Origin of the sequence: Pseudomonas sp. K2I15, assembly GCF_002204795.1 — a bacterium.
In the GTDB taxonomy this organism is placed as follows: Bacteria; Pseudomonadota; Gammaproteobacteria; order Pseudomonadales; family Pseudomonadaceae; genus Aquipseudomonas.
On the sequence record NZ_NIXO01000036.1, the window covers coordinates 25,870 to 46,196 of the forward strand.

At 58.7% G+C, this 20,327-nt stretch carries 24 protein-coding genes; 14 read left to right on the forward strand and 10 right to left on the reverse strand.

The genetic code is table 11. The features are described 5' to 3' along the window. Window positions 1–196: 196 nt before the first annotated feature. Entirely contained in the window at window positions 197–1,120 is a 924-nt protein-coding gene (locus CEC48_RS20345; protein WP_088425381.1) for a DMT family transporter, read from the reverse strand. Window positions 1,121–1,197: 77 nt separating this feature from the next. Here CEC48_RS20345 and CEC48_RS20350 point away from each other — a divergent pair, with 77 nt between their 5' ends. The 3 genes from CEC48_RS20350 (at window position 1,198) to CEC48_RS20360 (ending at window position 4,300) form a co-directional block, all read left to right on the forward strand. Then, on the forward strand, window positions 1,198–2,070 hold the full coding sequence (locus CEC48_RS20350; protein ID WP_088425382.1) for a LysR family transcriptional regulator: 873 nt from the start codon (window positions 1,198–1,200) through the stop codon (window positions 2,068–2,070). 123 nt (window positions 2,071–2,193) lie between these two features. Further along, window positions 2,194–3,738: an EAL domain-containing protein gene (locus CEC48_RS20355; RefSeq protein WP_088425383.1), complete on the forward strand. Its 1,545-nt coding sequence runs from the start codon at window positions 2,194–2,196 to the stop codon at window positions 3,736–3,738. A 196-nt stretch (window positions 3,739–3,934) separates the two neighbouring features. Beyond that, entirely contained in the window at window positions 3,935–4,300 is a 366-nt protein-coding gene (locus CEC48_RS20360) for a histone-like nucleoid-structuring protein, MvaT/MvaU family (RefSeq protein WP_003212570.1), read from the forward strand. 169 nt (window positions 4,301–4,469) lie between these two features. Here CEC48_RS20360 and CEC48_RS20365 read toward each other — a convergent pair whose 3' ends face one another. Continuing rightward, on the reverse strand, window positions 4,470–5,006 hold the full coding sequence (locus tag CEC48_RS20365) for a DUF4946 domain-containing protein (RefSeq protein ID WP_088425384.1): 537 nt from the start codon (window positions 5,004–5,006) through the stop codon (window positions 4,470–4,472). Window positions 5,007–5,200: 194 nt separating this feature from the next. Between CEC48_RS20365 and gloA the strand changes: the two genes are divergently transcribed. Next, on the forward strand, window positions 5,201–5,722 hold the full coding sequence (gloA, locus tag CEC48_RS20370) for a lactoylglutathione lyase (RefSeq protein ID WP_003212572.1): 522 nt from the start codon (window positions 5,201–5,203) through the stop codon (window positions 5,720–5,722). Between the two features lie 63 nt (window positions 5,723–5,785). Here gloA and ahpF read toward each other — a convergent pair whose 3' ends face one another. The 3 genes from ahpF to CEC48_RS20385 form a co-directional block, all read right to left on the reverse strand. Next, window positions 5,786–7,339: an alkyl hydroperoxide reductase subunit F gene (gene ahpF / locus CEC48_RS20375; RefSeq protein WP_088425385.1), complete on the reverse strand. Its 1,554-nt coding sequence runs from the start codon at window positions 7,337–7,339 to the stop codon at window positions 5,786–5,788. A 128-nt stretch (window positions 7,340–7,467) separates the two neighbouring features. Beyond that, a complete protein-coding gene (gene ahpC / locus CEC48_RS20380; protein ID WP_003173835.1) occupies window positions 7,468–8,031 on the reverse strand; it encodes an alkyl hydroperoxide reductase subunit C in 564 nt (187 codons plus the stop codon). Between the two features lie 150 nt (window positions 8,032–8,181). Continuing rightward, window positions 8,182–9,108 (reverse strand): site-specific integrase, encoded by a 927-nt coding sequence (locus tag CEC48_RS20385; protein ID WP_088425386.1) that lies wholly within the window; start codon window positions 9,106–9,108, stop codon window positions 8,182–8,184. Between the two features lie 161 nt (window positions 9,109–9,269). On the opposite strand from CEC48_RS20385, the gene CEC48_RS20390 reads away from it, so the two are divergent. Next, complete coding sequence (locus CEC48_RS20390) at window positions 9,270–10,277, forward strand: DNA-binding protein (protein WP_088425387.1); 1,008 nt, start codon at window positions 9,270–9,272, stop codon at window positions 10,275–10,277. Here the strand turns inward: CEC48_RS20390 and gorA are convergent, their stop codons facing one another. Both gorA and galU read right to left on the reverse strand, forming a co-directional pair. Beyond that, window positions 10,278–11,636, reverse strand: coding sequence for a glutathione-disulfide reductase (gorA, locus tag CEC48_RS20395; protein WP_088425388.1), 1,359 nt, complete (start codon window positions 11,634–11,636; stop codon window positions 10,278–10,280). It lies immediately after the preceding gene. Window positions 11,637–11,739: 103 nt separating this feature from the next. After that, window positions 11,740–12,579: a UTP--glucose-1-phosphate uridylyltransferase GalU gene (gene galU, locus CEC48_RS20400; RefSeq protein WP_088425389.1), complete on the reverse strand. Its 840-nt coding sequence runs from the start codon at window positions 12,577–12,579 to the stop codon at window positions 11,740–11,742. Between the two features lie 307 nt (window positions 12,580–12,886). Between galU and CEC48_RS20405 the strand changes: the two genes are divergently transcribed. Continuing rightward, window positions 12,887–13,072: a hypothetical protein gene (locus tag CEC48_RS20405; RefSeq protein WP_010171394.1), complete on the forward strand. Its 186-nt coding sequence runs from the start codon at window positions 12,887–12,889 to the stop codon at window positions 13,070–13,072. A 146-nt stretch (window positions 13,073–13,218) separates the two neighbouring features. Continuing rightward, window positions 13,219–13,503 (forward strand): hypothetical protein, encoded by a 285-nt coding sequence (locus tag CEC48_RS20410; protein ID WP_088425390.1) that lies wholly within the window; start codon window positions 13,219–13,221, stop codon window positions 13,501–13,503. Here the strand turns inward: CEC48_RS20410 and CEC48_RS20415 are convergent, their stop codons facing one another. Then, on the reverse strand, window positions 13,504–13,734 hold the full coding sequence (locus CEC48_RS20415) for a hypothetical protein (RefSeq protein ID WP_088425391.1): 231 nt from the start codon (window positions 13,732–13,734) through the stop codon (window positions 13,504–13,506). Window positions 13,735–13,822: 88 nt separating this feature from the next. Continuing rightward, a complete protein-coding gene (locus CEC48_RS20420; RefSeq protein ID WP_003212585.1) occupies window positions 13,823–14,173 on the reverse strand; it encodes a hypothetical protein in 351 nt (116 codons plus the stop codon). Window positions 14,174–14,384: 211 nt separating this feature from the next. Here CEC48_RS20420 and CEC48_RS20425 point away from each other — a divergent pair, with 211 nt between their 5' ends. The 5 genes from CEC48_RS20425 to ada all read left to right on the forward strand — a co-directional run bounded on the left by CEC48_RS20425 (window position 14,385) and on the right by ada (window position 17,473). Further along, window positions 14,385–14,687 carry a DUF1883 domain-containing protein gene (locus tag CEC48_RS20425; RefSeq protein WP_003212586.1) on the forward strand — a complete coding sequence of 101 codons (303 nt, stop codon included), beginning with the start codon at window positions 14,385–14,387 and terminating at the stop codon, window positions 14,685–14,687. Between the two features lie 11 nt (window positions 14,688–14,698). Next, window positions 14,699–14,863, forward strand: coding sequence for a hypothetical protein (locus tag CEC48_RS31615; RefSeq protein ID WP_088425392.1), 165 nt, complete (start codon window positions 14,699–14,701; stop codon window positions 14,861–14,863). Between the two features lie 82 nt (window positions 14,864–14,945). Beyond that, entirely contained in the window at window positions 14,946–15,662 is a 717-nt protein-coding gene (locus tag CEC48_RS20435; RefSeq protein ID WP_088425393.1) for a 2OG-Fe(II) oxygenase, read from the forward strand. Beyond that, entirely contained in the window at window positions 15,652–16,332 is a 681-nt protein-coding gene (gene alkB / locus CEC48_RS20440) for a DNA oxidative demethylase AlkB (RefSeq protein WP_088425394.1), read from the forward strand. Before CEC48_RS20435 ends, alkB begins: the two co-directional genes overlap by 11 nt. 76 nt (window positions 16,333–16,408) lie before the next feature. After that, window positions 16,409–17,473 carry a bifunctional DNA-binding transcriptional regulator/O6-methylguanine-DNA methyltransferase Ada gene (gene ada / locus CEC48_RS20445; protein ID WP_088425395.1) on the forward strand — a complete coding sequence of 355 codons (1,065 nt, stop codon included), beginning with the start codon at window positions 16,409–16,411 and terminating at the stop codon, window positions 17,471–17,473. A gap of 6 nt (window positions 17,474–17,479) precedes the next feature. Here the strand turns inward: ada and CEC48_RS20450 are convergent, their stop codons facing one another. Further along, complete coding sequence (locus CEC48_RS20450) at window positions 17,480–18,064, reverse strand: ABATE domain-containing protein (RefSeq protein WP_088425396.1); 585 nt, start codon at window positions 18,062–18,064, stop codon at window positions 17,480–17,482. 176 nt (window positions 18,065–18,240) lie between these two features. On the opposite strand from CEC48_RS20450, the gene CEC48_RS20455 reads away from it, so the two are divergent. After that, window positions 18,241–19,119: an alpha/beta fold hydrolase gene (locus tag CEC48_RS20455; RefSeq protein WP_088425397.1), complete on the forward strand. Its 879-nt coding sequence runs from the start codon at window positions 18,241–18,243 to the stop codon at window positions 19,117–19,119. Between the two features lie 110 nt (window positions 19,120–19,229). After that, window positions 19,230–20,294, forward strand: coding sequence for a nitronate monooxygenase family protein (locus CEC48_RS20460; protein WP_088425398.1), 1,065 nt, complete (start codon window positions 19,230–19,232; stop codon window positions 20,292–20,294). The last annotated feature ends 33 nt before the right edge of the window (window positions 20,295–20,327 follow it).

The following is a 20,327-nucleotide window of genomic DNA, read 5'->3' on the forward strand; positions in this document are numbered from 1 at the left end:
GGATGAGGTGGGCAGGTGGCGCACAGGAGATACCCCGCACGCTGCGGGCGAGGAAGTCACCGAAGATGAGTGGGGACCCGAGTAGCTTCATGGTTGGATCGGTCTCTGACAGGCGTGGCTTGCGTAGTCGCAAGTCCATATTCTTTTATGCGTAAATCGATTCTACACAGCGTAACCCTGTTTGTCCGTACTCTTATCAAATCCCCATTGCCCGGGTGCGCGCAAGGGGTTTGTTACACAGGTAGATGCCCAGCAGGATCACGGCCCCGCCCAGCAGCATTGGCGCGGTCAGTTGCTCGCCAAGCAGCAATGCGCCGCAGATGACCGCCGTCAGCGGATTGAGGGCGATGAATACACCCGCGCGGGTCGCGCCGATGCGGCGCAGGCCATCGTAGTAGCCGATGTAGGCCAGTGCCGAGCCCAGCACGCCCAGGTACAGCAAACTTATCAGCTGGGGCAGCTCAATGCTGCCCAACGCAACCACCGTCAACCGGCCCGTTGCCAGCGTGGTGATTGTCAGCATCAGTGCGCCCAGCAGGACCGACCAGGTCACGGTTTGCAATGGCCCCAGGCTCTGGTTGAGGCCACGGGAAAACAGCGAGTACACGCCCCACCCCACCACGCAGCCGGCAATCAGCAAGTCACCGACCCAGGCATTCGCAGCGCCCTGCAACAGCTGCGGGTTGCGACTGACGATCACCAGCCCCGCGCCGCCCAAGCACAGGGCGATACCCAGCAGTTTGAGCTGTCCCAGGCGCTCCTTGAACAATAGCCACGAGGCCAGACCAATCACCGCCGGGTTCAGCGCCACGATCAGCGACGCCCGGGACGCATTGATGTAATGCAGGCCGTAGAAAAAGCACAGGTTGTAGAAAAAGATCCCGAAAAACCCAAGCACGGTTAACTGCACGAGTTGCGCCATGGTCGGGCGCACCAGACGAATACGCGCGACGCCCAGGAACATCAGCAGTGCCAGGCTTGCCAGCACAAAACGCACGGTCGCCGCCAGCAATGGGTCCAGGTCTGCGGCCAGATAACGCCCGGCAACGAAGGTGCCGCCCCAGATCATGGTCACGGCCGCCAATTTCAAATACGTGAGACGGTCAGAGGTCGGGCTCATCAGATTTCTACTCAAGAAACACGGGATTGGCTTATTGTTCGGCTAATCCCTTGTCATCGTAAAATGAGTAAATACTCATGACCCTTACCCAACTGGAAATCTTCTCCCTGGTGGCCGAGCTGCAAGGCTTCACCAGCGCCGCCAATCGCCTGGGCATCAGCCAGTCGGCGGTGTCCCATGCGATCAAATCCCTGGAGCAGGAATTGGGTGTGGAGTTGATCCGGCGCCACCAGTCCCAGGTTGAGCTCAGCGATATCGGCCAACAACTGCTGCTGCGCGCCCGGGCCATGCTCGGGCTGGCCAACACACTGCAACAGGAAGCCGCTGATGCCCGCGGGATGAAGCGTGGCACGTTGCGCATCGGCTCGTTCGGGCCAACCTCATCGATTCGCCTGTTACCCAGGATTTTGCGGCGTTTTCGCGAGTTGCATCCGGGCATCGAGGTGCACGTCGACGAAGGCCCCGATCGCCAGGTGATGCAGTGGCTGGAAGAACGGCGCGTCGACGTTGCGTTTGTGGTGATGCCTGAAGAACGCTTCGATACATTTGCGCTGATCGAGGATCAATTGGTCGCGCTATTGCCATCGGGGCATCCCTTGGGCGCGCAGCCGAATGTCAGCCTCAAGGCGCTGTGCGGCGAACCCTTTATCCTGACCCAGGCCGGTTCGTCCGAACTGGTTTCAAGGCTGTTCGTCGGTGCCGGGCTGCAGCCAGATGTGCGTTACCGCTGCTCACAATTGCTCAGTACCCTGGACACCGTGCGCCGGGGCGACGGCGTGACCATTGTTGCCGAGCTGTCGCTGCCTGAATCCGTGGCTCGGGATTACCTGATCAAGCCGCTCAAGCCTGCCGTCAAACGCCAAGTGGGGCTGGCGGTACTGGATCGACGGCAATCCTCGCCGGCGACTCTGGCGTTTATTGAACTGGCCACACGCATGCAGCTTGATTGAGCATGCGCGGTCGCGTGCCGCCATCTATCATGGCCCATACCAATACGCTTTGTTGGAAGGCCGCCGTGGTTGTCCCGACCGCATTTGAGCGTCTTATCGCCCCTCCCGCTACAGGCCGCACCAATGCCACTGACCGTCAAAGGCCCACGAAAAGCCTCCGTTCGCTACCTGATCACCCTGCTCAGTGGTGCGCTGCCAATTTTGCTGGGTGTGCTTATCCTGTATTGGCAGGCCGGGCGCACCCTGGAGTACAGCACCGCGCAAACTGCCCAGGAGGCTGTACGCCAATTTGACTTGATGCTCGATAACACCGCCCTCGCCGCCCAGGAACTGCTGCCGCTGGCCGGTCATGAATGTGATAACCCGACTCAACTGGCCCTGCGTGAACAGGTCACACGCCGGCCTTTCGTGCGCGCCACGACCTTGTCCTGGCAGAGGAACATCTATTGCAGTTCATTGTTTGGCGGCAGTTACCTGTCGCCGGTCAATCCGGAAGACTACGTCGACGGCCGCCTGTGGCTGATGAAAGGCAACCCGGTCACCCCCGACACGGCGTTGCTGGTTTATCGTCTCACTGATGGCGACCGGGGCGCCTTTGCCTCCGTTGACGGTTACCACCTGACCAATGCCTTGCGCCTGATCAGCCGTTTTGCCGACCTTGTGTTGCAGGTCGGGCCCAACTGGCTGTCGGCGGATGGCAAGGTGTACAACACGGCGCTGCCGAGCTTTGCCGTGGCCCATCACCACCTCGATTCCACGCGGTACACCTACAGCGTGGAAGCCGGGATGCCGGAAGGCGAAACATGGCGCTACATGAAAGACCGGTTTCCAGCGCTGTTCATCCTGATCGTGTTTTTCGGCGTACTGGCGGGTCTACTTGCCCACTGGCTGCAAAAGCGCTCATCGGCGCCGACGCTCGAGTTGCAACGTGCCTTGGGCGCCAACGAGTTTGTGCCCTATTACCAACCCGTGGTGCGTGGCGACAACATTCACCAGTGGGCCGGCTGCGAAGTGTTGATGCGCTGGAATCACCCCAAGGAAGGCCTGGTACGCCCGGACCTGTTCATTCCCCTGGCCGAGCATTCCGGCCTGATTGTGCCCATGACCCGCGCCTTGATGCGCAAGACCGCCGAGCAACTGGCGCCCCACGCCGAGCGTTTCATCCCGGGTTTCCACATCGGCGTGAACATCACCGCACGCCATTGTCAGGACCTGGAACTGGTGGAAGATTGCCGCGAATTCCTCGCCGCGTTCGCGCCGGGCCAGGTCACACTGGTGCTGGAGTTGACCGAACGCGAGTTGATCGAACCTACGGATATCACCCGCCAGTTGTTCCAGGCCCTGCATGAAATGGGGGTAATGATAGCGATTGACGACTTCGGCACCGGCCACTCCAGCCTGGGTTATTTGCGCAACTTCAATGTCGATTACTTGAAGATAGATCAAAGCTTTGTGGCGATGATCGGTGTTGATGCACTCTCGCGGCATATACTCGACAGCATCATAGAACTGTCCGCCAAGCTGGACCTGGGCATCGTGGCCGAAGGCGTCGAGACACAAGAACAATGCGAATATCTTGCCGCTCAAGGCGTTGATTTCTTGCAAGGTTACCTGTTTGGCAAGCCTGTACCTTCTGATGAATTCATTAGATTCCTGAACGGCCATTGAATAGCCATGCACTTCAACGGAAATATTGTTAATTATACAAAAGACATGATTTACTCATGGCTGATTAACTACTACAATTTTTCCTGCCTGTGCAGAATTGGCAGGAAGGCCACTTTCGTTGAGTCGCCTTAAGGCTCTTGGCTTATCGCTTTGTTTGCAGTAGATATCAGCCAAATACACTATTGGAGTATAGATTTTGTCCAGACTCGCCGAATTTCGCGCAGCAGAAAAAGCCCTTCAAGAGCAGCTTGCCCAGCTGGAATCCCTGAAGAACGACGCTGGCTTAAAGAAAGAAATCGAATTCGAAGAAAAGCTTCAAGGGTTGATGAAAACCTACGGCAAAAGCCTGCGCGACATCATCTCCATCCTGGATCCTAACCCGGGCAAGTCCGGTGCCTCCGTCGCAGCTGCACCAAAACAGCGCCGTGCACGTGTGGTCAAGGTTTACCACAACCCGCACACTGGCGAACTGATCGAAACCAAAGGCGGCAACCACCGCGGCCTGAAGGCCTGGAAAGAACAATACGGCGCAGCCACTGTAGACTCCTGGCTTCGCGGCTAATGCTTTGCAGCTAGTACAAACGCACTAAGAGAAGCCCTGCACATGCAGGGCTTTTTTGTTTACATGCATCGATATTGAAACAAAATAGTACCGTGGCACTTTCAAAAACGAACTTTAAAAAACATTTCACTTTGTTCAATTCGACTAATTTCTGCTCTGCCTACAGCGCTCAAAGTTTCAGGCTGTCGCGCACCGAACTGACTTCATCCTTGCTGGATTCGTAAGCCTCAGCCTGGCCTGCGTATGAAAAAACATAGGCCTTATCTGTGTCGACCGCTCCCACCAACGTTTGCGACAGCACGTGCCGACCGTTTTCGGTGATGACACAGGTAGTTTCCAATGCCTCAAGCCGGCTCAATGTTGTGGGATGCATCTTGGTGCACACACTTTGATAACCGCCTTGGGCAAAGTCCTTCTGGATGGATTTGCGCATTTCCAGCAACACACCTTGCAGATTGACCGTATGCCCCGCTTCAATCGGCGTGCCCGTCAACTCCATGACCATCAAGGTCGCACCGTTTTCATCATTCTTTATTGCCCGCTGGCGTGACACAGCCTTCGGCTGGGCCGGGGCCTGATCGTCCGGCGCCACCTCCTCCACCTGCCAGCCGCTGGGCCAATGAATTTCGGGGTCGGCCGCCCATACGGCGGTGCTGCCCAACAACAGGCCCAGGGTACTTAACAGCGGTGCGCGAAATCCGATCATTGCGTAAAACACTCAAGGTTCAAGCGACAAAGTTTGGGCCCCGACACCCGCTGCTCGCAAGGGCTGCGTGACCTTTTTCATTTGGCGCAAGCAGCAGGGCTGCGTATCATGGACCGGCTGCACGGACGCCAGCCGCAAGCCAAGGGATCGCTCGAACTAGAGCCACGTTTGCCCCATTCTTCTCTGGAGGGCCCATGAGCCTGCACGAACTGAACACATTCCCGGGCGTGACTGCCCAACCTGACACCGCCACCACGAACTTCGTGTTCAACCACACCATGCTGCGGGTCAAGGACATCACCAAGTCGCTGGATTTCTACACCCGCGTCCTGGGTTTTTCCCTGGTTGAAAAACGTGACTTCCCGGAAGCCGAATTCAGCCTGTACTTCCTGGCCCTGGTCGACAAGGCCCAGATCCCGGCCGACGCGGCCGCACGTACCCAGTGGATGAAGTCGATTCCGGGCATCCTCGAACTGACCCACAACCACGGCACCGAAAACGACGCGGACTTTGCCTATCACAACGGCAATACCGACCCGCGTGGCTTTGGCCATATCTGCATCTCGGTGCCGGACATCGTCGCTGCCTGTGCGCGCTTTGAAGAACTGGGCTGCGATTTCCAGAAGCGCCTGAGTGACGGCCGCATGAAAAGCCTGGCCTTCGTGAAAGACCCGGATGCGTACTGGGTTGAGATCATTCAGCCAACGCCGCTGTAACCAAAAAAACCCCATGATCAATCATGGGGTTTTTCGTTTCAGGGCCAGGTGTTATGCCGGCGCCTAGCTGCGGATCAGGTGATCGAAAGCGCTCAGGGAAGCCTTGGCGCCCTCGCCCACTGCAATCACGATCTGCTTGTACGGCACGGTCGTCACGTCGCCGGCAGCGAAGATGCCAGGCAGTGAAGTCTCACCACGCGCATCGACAATGATCTCGCCACGTGGCGACAACTCGACGGTGCCTTTGAGCCAGTCGGTGTTGGGCAACAAGCCGATCTGGACAAAGATACCTTCCAGGTCAACGGTCTTGAACTCGCCACTGTCGCGGTCCTTGTAAGCGAGACCTGTGACCTTCTGGCCATCACCTTTGACTTCGCTGGTCAGCGCGCTGGTGATCACGTCAACGTTGGGCAGGCTGTACAACTTGCGCTGCAACACAGCGTCGGCGCGCAGTTTGCTGTCGAATTCCAGCAAGGTCACGTGGCTGACGATACCGGCCAGGTCGATGGCCGCTTCAACGCCGGAGTTACCGCCGCCGATCACTGCTACGCGCTTGCCCTTGAACAGCGGACCATCGCAGTGCGGGCAGAAGCACACACCCTTGGCCTTGTATTCCTGCTCGCCCGGCACACCCATTTCGCGCCAGCGGGCACCGGTGGCCAGAATCACGGTCTTGGACTTGAGGGTCGCACCGCTTTCGAAACGGATCTCATGCAATTCACCGGCGTTCTTCGCCGGGATCAGCGCAGTGGCGCGCTGCAGGTTCATGATGTCCACGTCGTACTGCTTGACGTGTTCTTCAAGGGCGCTGGCCAGTTTCGGCCCTTCAGTTTCCTGCACCGAGATGAAGTTCTCGATCGCCATGGTGTCCAGTACCTGGCCACCAAAACGCTCAGCGGCAACACCGGTACGGATGCCTTTACGGGCAGCGTAGATCGCTGCAGCTGCACCGGCTGGGCCACCGCCGACGACCAGCACGTCAAAGGCGTCTTTGGCGCTGATTTTCTCGGCCTGTTTTTCAATGCCGCTGGTGTCGAGCTTGGCGAGGATTTCTTCCAGGCCCATACGGCCCTGGCCGAAGTTCACACCGTTGAGGTACACGCTGGGCACGGCCATGATCTGACGATCATCGACTTCGGCCTGGAACAACGCACCGTCGATGGCGACGTGGCGGATGTTCGGGTTCAGTACCGCCATCAGGTTCAGCGCCTGGACCACGTCCGGGCAGTTCTGGCACGACAGCGAGAAGTAAGTCTCGAAGCTGAACTCGCCTTTAAGGGCACGGATCTGTTCAATCACCTCGACACTGGCCTTCGATGGGTGACCGCCGACTTGCAGCAGCGCCAACACCAAGGAAGTAAATTCATGGCCCATTGGGATGCCGGCGAAACGCAGGCTGATATCGGCACCCGGGCGGTTGATGGAGAACGATGGCTTGCGCGCATCATTGCCATCGCTTTTCAGGGTAATCAGCGTTGAAAGGCTGGCTACGTCCTGCAAAAGAGCAAGCATTTCCTGGGATTTCGCACCGTCATCGAGGGAGGCGACGATCTCGATCGGCTGGGTGACCCGTTCCAGGTATGACTTCAACTGAGCTTTAAGATTGGCGTCCAACATACGGGCGATTTCCTATTTCGAATCAATTCGGTAAAAAAAACGCCCGAGCGAATCTCGCCCGGGCGTTTTTGAGGGCGGTGCAGCTTACTTAAGGTGCGGCAAAATCCGCCCTGAGGTGTTTCACAGACTTAGATCTTGCCGACCAGGTCCAGGGACGGCGCCAGGGTGGCCTCGCCTTCTTTCCACTTGGCTGGGCACACTTCGCCCGGGTGAGCAGCAACGTACTGAGCAGCCTTGATTTTGCGCAGCAGCTCGGAAGCGTCACGGCCAACGCCGCCATCGTTCAGTTCAACGATTTTGATCTGGCCTTCCGGGTTGATCACGAAGGTGCCACGGTCTGCCAGGCCAGCTTCTTCGATCAGTACGTCGAAGTTGCGGGAGATGGTCAGGGTCGGGTCGCCGATCATGGTGTACTGGATTTTGCCGATGGCTGGCGAAGTGTTGTGCCAGGCAGCGTGGGCAAAGTGGGTGTCGGTGGAAACGCTGTAGATTTCGACGCCCAGTTTCTGGAATTCGGCGTAGTTGTCAGCCAGGTCTTCCAGTTCGGTTGGGCAGACGAAGGTGAAGTCGGCTGGGTAGAAGAAGACGACAGACCATTTGCCTTTCAGGTCAGCATCAGTCACGTCTACGAAGTTGCCGTTTTTGTAGGCGGTCGCTTTGAACGGTTTTACTTGGCTGTTGATGATAGGCATCGTTGACTCTCCGTCAGGTTTTGTAGAAGGGCTTAGTAAGTTGATGGGGTGAATCCTACTCACTCTCTCAGCCGATGGCTCATTGGCAAACCTGATGCTGACGATTGGTTTTCGCTATCACGGGACTGTATTAATAGAAGAAACCTTTAATCATTCGAGGGATGCGCGGGTCATGCCGATAAAGGGTGTCGTTTCAACATAGCGCATGGCGGATTTCATGTCTTTCCAGCCGACGTAAGTCATCAACGACTTCAAGTCCCAGCCGCTGCGATGGGCCCAAGTGGCAAAGCCCCGGCGCAGGGAGTGGCTGGTGTATTGGTCGGCCGCAATGCCGGCACGCTCCAGGGCCTGGCGCAACAGCGGGATCACGCTGTTGGGGTGCAAGCCCTCCTCGCCCAGGTTGCCCCAGCGATCAATGCCGCGAAACACCGGGCCGCGCACCAGCGCCGAAGCACTGAGCCATTCGCTGTAGGCCTGCACCGGGCACAGGCGCAGCAACGCAGGCGTCTGGTAGGTGCGGCCGAGGTTTTCCCGGTCACTTTTGCTGCGCGGCAAATACAGGGTGATGCCCGAGCCGGGCACCGCCTGCACGTGCTCGATATTCAACCGGCACAACTCATCACTACGAAAGCCGCGCCAGAAACCCAACAGGATCAACGCCGCGTCACGCTTGGCACGCAGCCAGCGGGGATGGTCTTCTGCGCTTCGGGCGTCACTGCCCTCCTGCTCAAGGAATTGAATCACCTGCTCCAGGTGCTGGAGCTGTAATGGCTCAGCCTGTTTTTCCTGGGCCGGATGCACGGCACGAATGCCTTTCAGGACTTTGCGCACCACCGGCGCCTTGGTCGGGTCGGGAAAACCCTGGCTGGTATGCCACTGGGCCAATGCCGACAACCGCAGCTTCAGCGTATTGACCGACAGCACGCCCGCATGCGCCACCAGATAGCGCGCCACGCTGTCGCTGGTCGCCGGCAGGAACCCACCCCAATTCACCTCGAAATGCTCGATGGCCGCTCGATAGCTGCGGCGGGTGTTATCGCGGGTGGCCGCACTCAGATAACGGTCCAGTTCACTCATACCTGTACTGCCATTGGGCGTTGTCCACTTCAAAACCTTGATCACACGGGATAATACGCCAATATCCCATCTGTTAAATCAACAATTTAAGCCTAAATACAATCGTGATATAGTACGTATATACATACTACGTACTACAGTACTAAATCGACGGAGACTCCATGGCTCGCGGCGGCATCAATAAAGCAGTAGTTCAAACGGCACGCCTGGCGATCCTCGCCCGCGGCGAAAACCCGAGCATCGATGCAGTACGCATCGAGATGGGTAATACCGGCTCGAAAACCACGATTCATCGCTATTTGAAGGAGCTGGACGAAAGCGAAACCCGCCAGACCATCACCGAGGCGCCCATCGACGACGAGCTGGGCGAACTGGTGGCGCGACTGGCCCAGCGCCTCAAGGAGAAGGCCCAGGAGCCTATCGACCTGGCCCAGGCGCAGTTCCAGCAACAGAAAGCCGCCCTGCTCGCCCAGGCTGAAGAACTGGAAGCAATCCACGGCCAGCTCAAGCAACAGTTCGATATCCAGGCAGCCGCCCTGGCCGATGAAAGCGAGGCGCTTCAAAGCACCCGCTCCAGCCTGCAAACCGAGCAAACCCGCAACGCCGGGCTGAGCCAGGCGTGCAGCGATTACGAGCTGCGCATCAACGATAAAGACGAGCAGATTCGCTCACTGGAAGAGAAGCACCTGCACGCCCGGGATGCGCTGGAGCATTACCGCAACGCAATCAAGGACCAGCGCGAGCAGGAACAGCGCCGGCATGAGGGTCAGCTGCAACAGGTACAGGCAGAGCTGCGTCAGGCCCAGCAAAGCGCGATGGTGCGTCAGGATGAGATCACCCAGTTGCATCGTGATAACGAACGGCTGCTGATTGAGCATCGGGTGACGGTGAAGGAGTTGAGCGCCCTGCAAGAGCAGGCCCGCCAGGACCGCGATCAGCAGCGTCAGTTAAGCGAACAGGTGAATGTGATCGACAGCGAACGCACCCTGTTGCAGGAACGCTTACGGGTTGCGCAGTTGGAGAATCAGTCGCGGCAGGAAGCGTTGGCCGAACACCAGCAGACCCACAAAACCCTGGAGCTGAACCTGGTCAAAGCCCAGGCCAGCATCGAGGCGCTGCGCCTGGCGGCCGTCATTGCGACGGCGCCAGAGGCAACTACCGAGGGCTGATTACTGCGCCACGGGCGTGCGCATGGTGACGAACTCTTCCGCCGCCGTAGGGTGCACGCCGATGGTTTCGTCGAAATGCTGCTTGGTCGCGCCCGCCTTGAGCGCGATCGCCAGGCCCTGCACGATCTCGCCGGCGTCGGGGCCGACCATGTGACAACCCAGGACCTTGTCCGTCTCGGCGTCTACCACCAGCTTCATCAGAGTCTTTTCCTGGCACTCGGTCAGGGTCAGCTTCATCGGCCGGAAGCGGCTTTCGAAAATCTGCACCTTATGGCCGTCTTCACGCGCTTGCTCTTCGCTGAGGCCCACGGTGCCGATGTTCGGCAGGCTGAACACCGCCGTCGGGATCATCGCGTAGTCCACCGGGCGATATTGCTCAGGCTTGAACAGTCGACGCGCCACAGCCATGCCTTCGGCCAGTGCCACCGGCGTCAGTTGCACGCGACCGATCACATCACCAATCGCCAGGATCGACGGTTCGGCGGTCTGATACAGATCGTCCACTTCGACAAAGCCGCGCTTGTCCAACTTGACGCCGGTGTTTTCCAGCCCCAGGTTATCGAGCATCGGGCGCCGGCCCGTAGCGTAGAAGACGCAATCGGCTTCCAGCACGCGGCCATCCTTCAATGTGGCCTTGAGGCTGCCGTCGGCCTGCTTGTCGATACGCTCGATGTCGGCGTTGAATTGCAGGTCCAGGCCGCGCTTGGTCAGCTCTTCCTTCAAGTGCGTGCGCACCGAGCCGTCAAAACCGCGCAGGAACAGGTCGCCGCGATACAGCAGTGACGTCTGTGCGCCCAGGCCATGGAAAATCCCGGCGAACTCGACGGCGATATAACCGCCGCCGACCACCAGCACACGCTTGGGCAGCTCTTTGAGGAAGAACGCCTCATTGGAGCCAATGGCGTGCTCGCGGCCCGGGATTTCCGGGATCTGCGGCCAGCCGCCGGTGGCGACCAGAATGTGTTTGGCGGTGAAGCGCTCACCGTTGATTTCTACCTGATGCGGGTCCAGCAACCGCGCATGCCCTTCGTGCAGGGTCACGCCGCTGTTGACCAGCAGGTTGCGGTAGATGCCATTGAGGCGGTTGATCTCGCGATCCTTGTTGGCAATCAGGGTCGCCCAGTCGAAGTTCGCTTCACCCAGGGACCAGCCAAAACCGCTGGCCTGCTCGAAGTCTTCAGCGAAATGCGCGCCGTACACCAACAGTTTCTTCGGCACACAGCCCACATTCACGCAAGTACCGCCCAGGTAGCGGCTTTCAGCCACAGCCACTTTGGCGCCAAAACCTGCGGCAAATCGGGCAGCGCGCACACCGCCGGAACCGGCACCAATTACATAAAGGTCAAAATCGTAGGCCATTTCACTCTCCTCGGCAGGACAACAGCATACCTGCTTACATGGGGCCGAAAAACGAAAAAGCCACCCGAAGGTGGCTTTCCCAGATCAAGCAGGCAACCGTGAATCAGTAAGCCTTGCCAGTCTTGTAGAAGTGCTCGTAGCAGAAGTTGGTTGCTTCGATGTAGCCTTCAGCGCCACCGCAGTCAAAACGACGACCCTTGAACTTGTAGGCAATCACGCAACCGTCTTTTGCCTGCTTCAACAGGGCGTCGGTGATCTGGATCTCACCACCCTTGCCTGGCTCGGTCTCTTCGATCAGCTTGAAGATGTCCGGGGTCAGGATGTAACGGCCGATGATCGCCAGGTTCGACGGAGCATCTTCCGGCGCCGGTTTTTCAACCATGTCGCGCACGCGGATCAGGCCATCACCGATATCGTCGCCGGCGATCACGCCGTACTTGTTGGTTTCCTGAGGGTCGACCTCTTGAACCGCAACGATGGTGCAACGGTACTTCTGGTACAGCTTGACCATCTGGGTCAGGACGCCGTCGCCTTCCAGGTTTACACACAGGTCATCGGCCAGTACCACGGCGAACGGTTCGTCACCGATCAGCGGGCGACCGGTCAGGATCGCGTGACCCAGGCCTTTCATTTGGGTCTGACGGGTGTAGGAGAACGAGCACTCGTCGAGCAGTTTACGGATGCCAACCAGGTATTTTTCCTTGTCGGTGCCCTTGATCTGGTTTTCCAGCTCGTAGCTGATGTCGAAGTGGTCTTCCAGGGCGCGTTTGCCACGGCCGGTCACGATCGAGATTTCGGTCAGACCGGCATCCAGTGCTTCTTCAACGCCGTACTGGATCAGTGGCTTGTTCACCACCGGCAGCATCTCTTTGGGCATGGCCTTGGTCGCTGGCAGGAAGCGAGTGCCGTAACCGGCTGCTGGGAACAAGCATTTCTTGATCATATAAGTCCTTACAAAGGGCTGTGCGTACGAAATTCGGCGCAGTCTAATCAGGCCGCAGTCACCTTACAATGGGTCCTGCTGGCGTTGCGATGTCAACATAGAGAAAAAATGTCGGCGTAAGTTCCGCCAGCATTCAATCAAGTACCTTCGCCGCTGTTAAAAATCGTCGGCTTGCGCCCGTCATTCAAAGGGCTGCAACCTTTTTAGCACGCTTTATGGCGATCGGCACTGACCTGCAACAACTTGCGCCGCCCCGCGCCGTTTGGCGTTATCATTACGCCCTTGAACCAGACAACGGGATTGATAGATGTCAGAACCAAAAGGCGTGAACGGCTACCTGATCACCAAGCGAGCGGATGGCTGGCATTTGATCAACTTCCACGGCGACAGCGTTGCCGGCGCATTCGCGAGCGAAGCCCAAGCCATCGCTGTGGCCGAAGTGTTTGTGGATGAAGCGGGTCACGCGTCGAGCAAACGTCCCAAGACCAAGTAATACGCACAGTAAACGCCAATCAAGCCTCGTTTAACGGGGCTTTTTTGTGTTTGTCTGTACCTTGATGGCGGTTCGCTATAATCTCGCCTGAAACGCCCCACGACAGTGTCAGCGCTTCCCTTCAACACCCTAATGACGACTCCTACATGAACAAGATTCTGGCACTGATTGCGGTACTGGCGCTTATGGGTGGCTGCACCACCACCTCCGACACCGTCCTGAAAAACGGCGAACAAGGGCTGGCCATCGATTGCTCGGGCGAGGCGAACTCCTGGGCCAGTTGCTACGAAAAGGCTGATGCGTCCTGCGCAGGCACCGGTTACCGGATTGTCGGCACCGAAGGCACGCCGGCCCTGAAAGAAAGCGACAAGACCCTGGGCAAGGATGTCGGCAACTACAAGACCCGCAGCGTGACCGTAGTCTGCAAATAATTACATGTGAATTTCTGCGAATTTGATGCCCAGGCCGCGAATGGTCTCGATCAAGTCGTCCAGGCGAGAGAAGGATTCGACTTCATCCTGGTCATCCACCAGGAAATAGCTGCGACCGCCGCTCTTCTTGAAGAACACGATCCACTCGCCCGTATCTGCAGGATTTTGAATCACATGGGTCGCAGAAATATGCCCCCCCGCATGCTGCTCTCTGATTTGCTCACGCTTCATGACTGAGTTTCCGAAATAACAATGCCGCTATTAAGCGGCATTTTTTGTGGGTTATCGCCAATTTTTCGAAGGTGGGTGGCTTACAGGCTCAGCCGGAGATGCAAGCCTCGCCAGCGGCCTTCACGTCGCCTGGGCGAATAGGCACATTGGACATGCTCTCGTAGAGCTTGATGCTGCTACCGCTGGAGCGTTCTTCAATTTCGAAAATGGCAGACGGATCAGCAGAAAATTTCTGCGGCACGATCACTTGAACACCATCCTTATGAGGCTCGATCTGCGACGGCCGGCGGGTTTTGGACAGTTTCTGAACCACACACGCCGCGTATTCCTGCGGCTTTTTGCCAGAGATCACTGCCAACGTCGGTGGGGTCTGCTTGATATCCGCCACCGAAGCACATCCACCCAACGCCAAGGCCAGAACCAACACACTCCACTTCATAAAAAACCTCCGATAAAGACCCTACGACAGCGGGGAAGGTATTTTTCTCCCGCCCACGTTGGATTTATCCCTGATAACTCGGTAAATAACTGTTTTAAATTGTCGAAGTCGTCGACGACGGTCCGATAATAAACGTGCTGGGGCTGATAAACTCCATCTTAACCTACGTATCGTTCTGATTTTTCAGAAAAAGCCCTTCTGGAGACACCCAATGAAATTCATCCACCAGCGCGAACACCTTAATGAAGGAGACATTGTCGTCATTGAATGCTCGCAAACCTGCAACATCCGCCTGATGAGCGACGCGAACTTTCGCAGCTTCAAGAACGGTGGCCGTCATACCTACCACGGCGGCGCGTTTGACAAGTTCCCGGCAAAAATCACCGCACCAAGCACCGGCTTCTGGAACATTACCCTGGACGTCGTGACCCGCCGCGCCATCAGCGTGACCAAAAAACCGACCTTGTCCCACAAGATCCGTATCGTACGCCGCACCAATTCGAAACTGAGCTGACAGGAATCCCCGTGACTACCACTAAATATGTGATCAAGTACAAACTCAACGGTGAACGCCGCTTCGAATTCGCCCAACTGCAGGCAGGCAGCATCGAGGAGGCCAAGGAAGCCCTGGCAAAAATCCACGATGCCAGCGACGCAATCACCGACATCAATGTGAGCAAGGCCCTGTAATTCGAGCGCAAGCATCGGAGTGTCACGACGCTGACGACTTTCTAGACTGGCAGCCTTTACTCGCTGCCACAGGAACTCGTCGATGCCTCCTACGCCCCTGCAAGAACGCCTGGCCCAGCTGGACTGGGCCGCGATCGAGCGAGACCTCGATCAACAGGGCAATGCGCTGATTCCGGGCCTGCTGGACCACTGTGAATGCGTAGAGCTCAGCGGCCATTACCCCCGACACGAACTGTTTCGCTCCCACGTACTGATGGCCAGGCACGGCTTCGGCCGGGGCGAGTACAAGTACTTCCGCTATCCGCTGCCTTCGCGGATCAGCGACCTGCGTGAACAGCTGTATGGGTACCTGGCCCCCCAGGCCAATCGCTGGAACGAACAGATGAACTTGCCGATCACCTACCCGGCACACCATGCCGACTTCATTGCCCGTTGCCACGCTGCGGGGCAGCAACGCCCTACCCCGTTATTGCTGCAATACGGCCTAGGTGACTACAACTGCCTGCACCAGGATCTGTATGGGGAACATGTGTTTCCCTTACAAGTTGCCATCCTGTTGTCGCAACCGGGAGAAGACTTCCGTGGCGGCGAGTTGGTGCTGACCGAACAGCGGCCACGCATGCAGTCCCGGGCCCAGGTCGTGCCGCTGAACAAGGGCGACGCTGTGATCTTCGCGGTCAATCAGCGGCCGATGCCCAGCGCGAGGGGCTTTCATCGGGTGACCTTGCGTCATGGGGTCAGTGTTCTGCAAAGTGGTACGCGGCATACTTTGGGAGTGATTTTTCACGATGCGCAGTAAGATCGATCCCGGCCCCACCGCCGATCTGTTCGCCGACGAGGCCTTGCAGCAACCCCCGGGGCGCGAGCAAATCGGTGAACAGTCCTACGTGCTCAAGGGCTATGCCATGCCCTGGGTTGAGCGTTTGCTGCCGGAACTGCGGAGCGTATTGGCTCAATCGCCGTTCCGGCAAATGGTCACGCCGGGCGGCTTCACCATGTCGGCAGCGTTGAGCAGTTGCGGAGAGTTAGGCTGGACAACCGACCCCACAGGCTATCGCTACTCTGCGATTGACCCCAACAACCAACAACCCTGGCCATCGCTGCCCGAGGCACTACGCCAATTAGCGGTCATGGCGGCCGCAGAGGCGGGTTTCGATGATTTCGAGCCGGATGCCTGCCTGATCAACCGCTATGTGCCAGGCGCCAAAATGTCCCTGCATCAAGACAAGAACGAGCGCCGCTACGCAGCCCCGGTGGTCTCTTTGTCCTTGGGCTTGCCGGCGATCTTCCTGTTCGGCGGCCATGAGCGCAGTGACAAGACGCAAAAAATCTCGCTGTTCCATGGCGATGTGGTGGTGTGGGGCGGCGTGGATCGCCTGCGTTTTCACGGCGTGATGCCGATCAAGCCAGGCACGCATCCAGTGATGGGCCCGCAGCGTATCAACCTGACGTTTCGAACCGCCGGATGAATTTGACCGCAAGCATCGGAGTGATGCGAATGCCTCATGGGACTAACCTGGCATTCTTCAACCAGGAGCCACCACCATGACCGCGCGCCACGCCACCGAACAAGACCCCCGCTGGGCCGCCATCGTCGCCCGCGACGCCAAGGCCGACTTGACCTTTGTCTACGGCGTGAAAACCACTGGCGTGTACTGCCGCCCCAGCAGTTCCGCGCGGCGGCCGCTCCCGCAGAACGTCGAATTCTTCGACACCCCGCAACAGGCCGAAGCCGCAGGCTATCGGCCCAACAAACGCTATTCGGGGGACCAGACCCAGGTGGCGGCGCGCCATGCACAACTGGTAGCAGCCGCCTGCCGGCACATCGAGCAGGCCGAAGCCCTGCCGCCGCTTGAGGCCCTGGCCGCCCTCGCAGGCTTGAGCCCGTTCCATTTTCATCGGGTATTCAAGGCGGTGACCGGCCTTACGCCCAAGCGCTACGCCAGTGCCCATCGCTCGCGCAAGGTACGCGACGGGCTCAAGGACCAGCACTCGGTAACCGATGCGCTGTACGACGCCGGCTTTAATTCCAACAGCCGCTTTTATGAGGCCGCCGACCAATTGCTCGGCATGAAGCCTGGCGATTACAAAGCCGGCGGCACCAACACCGATATTCGTTTTGCCGTCGGCCAATGCTCGTTGGGGGCAATTCTGGTGGCGCAGAGTAATCGCGGTGTGTGCGCGATTTTGCTGGGGGATGACCCGGACAAACTGGTGCGTGACCTGCAGGACCAGTTTCCCCGCGCCAATCTGCTGGGCGCCGATCACGACTTCGAACAATTGATCGCCCAGGTGGTGGGCTTTATCGAGGCGCCGGCCCTGGGCCTGGACTTGCCCCTGGATTTGCGTGGCACCGCGTTTCAGGAACGGGTTTGGCAGGCCTTGCGGGAAATCCCGGTGGGTTGCACCGCCAGCTACGCCGAGATTGCCCAACGTATAGGTGCCCCGACCGCCTACCGCGCGGTGGCCCAGGCGTGTGGCGCCAACAGCCTGGCCGTGGCGATTCCTTGCCATCGGGTAGTGCGCAGCGACGGCAACCTGTCGGGCTATCGCTGGGGCGTTGAGCGCAAACGGCAATTGCTGGAGCGCGAAAGCCCGGCAGAACCCTGAAGACGGTTACAGGAGTTTGCGTTTGCGAAACTCGGCTACCTTATGCCGATTGCCACACAGCGCCATGCTGCACCAGCGGCGCTTGTGCCCTTTGGTACGGTCGTAAAACCACAGTACGCATTCGGGATGTTCGCAGGTGCGGATCAGTCCGAAATCCCCTTCCACCAGCAACATTGCAGCCGCTTCGGCAATCGGCGACAGGAACTGCTCAGCGGTTTGCTGTTTGCGCTGGCGCTCCAGGCGCAACTCGCCAGGCGCCGGCCAAGCCAGTTGAGGGTGGCTGACCGCCTTGCGCAAGAACGCATTCAGCGCGGCAGGATCGCCCTGCTGGCCGGCCTTGCGCTGTTCCAGCAATAGCCGGATGACTTCGCGCAATCCTCGCGCCGCGCCCAGCAATGCGCCCTTCTCGAATACCGGCACCGCGCCCTCATCGCACCAGCCCAGCCGCACCAGCCAGCGCTCGACATCGCTATCGCTCTGCCAGAACTCAAATGGCACGCCGTCGACATTGGCCCGGGTGTTGAGCATGTCCAACACCGGATGGTCGGCCAGAACGTAGGGCTCCAGCGGAGATGGTGTGATGGCTGTCATGGCGGATCCTCTTCAAGTCCGCGCCATCGTAACCGCTGATAGCGCTTTTGGATAGTTACAAAATCCATAAAAAAGTAACCCATTAAATTGATTTGACAGGTTACTTATTCAAGCGCAGCCTTCGAAACCAGTAACCCAACAAATCAATTTATCAAGTTACGCAGAGGACTCCGATCATGTCGATTTCAGCCCCAGTGGTTCGTTACCAGCACGTTGATGCCGATGGCGTGCGCGTGTTCTACCGCGAAGCCGGCGACCCGGCCGCGCCCGTGCTGTTGCTGCTGCACGGCTTCCCCAGCTCGTCCCATATGTACCGCGACCTGATCCCGCTGCTCGCCACTCGCTACCGGGTCATCGCGCCCGACCTGCCGGGCTTTGGCTTCACCGAAGTGCCCGCCGAACGCAATTACCACTACAGCTTCGACAACCTGGCGATCACTGTCGGCCATTTCGTCGACGCCCTGCAGCTCAACCGTTATGCCCTTTACGTGTTCGACTACGGCGCGCCGGTGGGCCTGCGACTGGCCGTGGCGCACCCGGAACGGGTCAGCGCGCTGATCTCGCAAAACGGCAACGCGTATCTCGAAGGCTTGGGCGATGCCTGGGCACCGATCCGCACCTATTGGGCCGAACCGAGCGAGGCCAATCGCGAGGTGATTCGCAACGCCGTCATCAGCCTGGAAGGCACCCGCTATCAGTACCTGCATGGCGTCCCGCAGCCGGAGTTGGTAGCGCCTGAGTCCTATATGCTCGACGTGCTCCTGATGCAGCGCCCCGGCAATGACGAGATCCAGCTGGACCTGTTCCTCGACTACCGCAACAACCTGACGCTGTACCCGGCATTCCAGGCGTTTTTCAAGGCCACGCAAGTACCGGCGCTGGTGATCTGGGGCCAGAACGATCCGTTCTTCATACCGCCGGGCGCCCATGCCTACAAAGGCGATAACGCCAACGCGGTGGTGGAGTTGCTCGACACCGGTCACTTCGCCCTGGAAACCCACGCCGCGCATATTGCCCAGCGAATTCATGAGGTACTGGGCCACGCCATCGACTGATGGCAGCCCACGAAACACTGGATTCGTCCAGTGAATAATACAGACTGGCCTGGTGCTGCCTGGCCCTGCTAAAACAACGGCACAGCATTCCACCGTTGGAGAAGCGCCCCATGAGCACCTGGCCAGACACCCGAATTCTTGACCTGCTGGGCATTGAGTTACCGATCATCCAGGCGCCCATGGCGAATGCCACCAGCACCTCGATGGTGATTGCCGCCAGCCAGGCCGGCGCCCTCGGTTCGATGCCGGCAGCGGCGCTCAGCATCGAGCAGTTACGCGAAGCACTCACCGTCATTCGCCAGGCCAGTTCGCGGCCGCTGAACGTGAATTTCTTCTGCCATCAGCCGCCGGCGCCGGACGCTGAACGCGACCTTCAGTGGAAGCACCTGCTGGAAACCTACTACCGAGAACTGGGCGCTGATTTTGACGCCCCGACGCCCGTGTCCAACCGTGCACCGTTCAACAACGCCGCCTGTGAACTGGTGGAAGAATTCAGCCCGGAAGTGGTGAGTTTTCACTTCGGCCTGCCGGAAAAATCCCTTCTGGGCCGGGTCAAGGCCACCGGGGCGAAAGTGCTGTCGTCGGCTACCACCGTGGAAGAAGCCATCTGGCTGGAGCAGCACGGCTGCTACGCTATCATCGCCATGGGCTCCGAGGCCGGCGGCCATCGCGGGATGTTCCTCAGCGACGACCTTAATAGCCAGATTGGCACGATGGCGCTGGTGCCACAGATCGTTGACGCCGTGAACGTGCCGGTAATCGCGGCCGGTGGCATCGGTGATGCGCGAGGCATTGTCGCCGCCTTCGCCCTCGGCGCGTCGGCGGTACAGATCGGCACCGCCTACCTGTTTACGCCCGAGGCGACTGTGTCGAAGTCACACCACCACGCCTTGCGCAACGCCCAGGCCAGTGAAACCGCATTGACCAACCTGTTCACCGGGCGCCCGGCGCGGGGCATCATCAACCGGGTGATGCGTGAGTTGGGCGCGATCAATCCAACAGCACCGGCGTTTCCGTTATCCGGCGGTGCGTTGATGCCACTCAAGGCCAAGGATGAAGCCGGCTTCAGTAATTTGTGGTCGGGCCAGGCCCTGCGCCTAGGCAAAGACATATCCACGTATGACCTGACGCTGGAACTGGCCGCGCAAACCCTGGAAAAACTCGGCCGACACTGAACCTGAACTCCCGGGACAACTTTGCACTGTACC

Bases quoted from the DNA above. Each gene is read 5' to 3' on its own strand.
- CEC48_RS20345 (WP_088425381.1), bottom strand. From the start codon at position 1,120: ATGAGCCCGACCTCTGACCGTCTCACGTATTTGAAATTGGCGGCCGTG.
- CEC48_RS20350 (WP_088425382.1), top strand. From the start codon at position 1,198: ATGACCCTTACCCAACTGGAAATCTTCTCCCTGGTGGCCGAGCTGCAA.
- CEC48_RS20355 (WP_088425383.1), top strand. From the start codon at position 2,194: ATGCCACTGACCGTCAAAGGCCCACGAAAAGCCTCCGTTCGCTACCTG.
- CEC48_RS20365 (WP_088425384.1), bottom strand. From the start codon at position 5,006: ATGATCGGATTTCGCGCACCGCTGTTAAGTACCCTGGGCCTGTTGTTG.
- gloA (WP_003212572.1), top strand. From the start codon at position 5,201: ATGAGCCTGCACGAACTGAACACATTCCCGGGCGTGACTGCCCAACCT.
- ahpF (WP_088425385.1), bottom strand. From the start codon at position 7,339: ATGTTGGACGCCAATCTTAAAGCTCAGTTGAAGTCATACCTGGAACGG.
- ahpC (WP_003173835.1), bottom strand. From the start codon at position 8,031: ATGCCTATCATCAACAGCCAAGTAAAACCGTTCAAAGCGACCGCCTAC.
- CEC48_RS20385 (WP_088425386.1), bottom strand. From the start codon at position 9,108: ATGAGTGAACTGGACCGTTATCTGAGTGCGGCCACCCGCGATAACACC.
- CEC48_RS20390 (WP_088425387.1), top strand. From the start codon at position 9,270: ATGGCTCGCGGCGGCATCAATAAAGCAGTAGTTCAAACGGCACGCCTG.
- gorA (WP_088425388.1), bottom strand. From the start codon at position 11,636: ATGGCCTACGATTTTGACCTTTATGTAATTGGTGCCGGTTCCGGCGGT.
- galU (WP_088425389.1), bottom strand. From the start codon at position 12,579: ATGATCAAGAAATGCTTGTTCCCAGCAGCCGGTTACGGCACTCGCTTC.
- CEC48_RS20405 (WP_010171394.1), top strand. From the start codon at position 12,887: ATGTCAGAACCAAAAGGCGTGAACGGCTACCTGATCACCAAGCGAGCG.
- CEC48_RS20410 (WP_088425390.1), top strand. From the start codon at position 13,219: ATGAACAAGATTCTGGCACTGATTGCGGTACTGGCGCTTATGGGTGGC.
- CEC48_RS20415 (WP_088425391.1), bottom strand. From the start codon at position 13,734: ATGAAGCGTGAGCAAATCAGAGAGCAGCATGCGGGGGGGCATATTTCT.
- CEC48_RS20420 (WP_003212585.1), bottom strand. From the start codon at position 14,173: ATGAAGTGGAGTGTGTTGGTTCTGGCCTTGGCGTTGGGTGGATGTGCT.
- CEC48_RS20425 (WP_003212586.1), top strand. From the start codon at position 14,385: ATGAAATTCATCCACCAGCGCGAACACCTTAATGAAGGAGACATTGTC.
- CEC48_RS20435 (WP_088425393.1), top strand. From the start codon at position 14,946: ATGCCTCCTACGCCCCTGCAAGAACGCCTGGCCCAGCTGGACTGGGCC.
- alkB (WP_088425394.1), top strand. From the start codon at position 15,652: ATGCGCAGTAAGATCGATCCCGGCCCCACCGCCGATCTGTTCGCCGAC.
- ada (WP_088425395.1), top strand. From the start codon at position 16,409: ATGACCGCGCGCCACGCCACCGAACAAGACCCCCGCTGGGCCGCCATC.
- CEC48_RS20450 (WP_088425396.1), bottom strand. From the start codon at position 18,064: ATGACAGCCATCACACCATCTCCGCTGGAGCCCTACGTTCTGGCCGAC.
- CEC48_RS20455 (WP_088425397.1), top strand. From the start codon at position 18,241: ATGTCGATTTCAGCCCCAGTGGTTCGTTACCAGCACGTTGATGCCGAT.
- CEC48_RS20460 (WP_088425398.1), top strand. From the start codon at position 19,230: ATGAGCACCTGGCCAGACACCCGAATTCTTGACCTGCTGGGCATTGAG.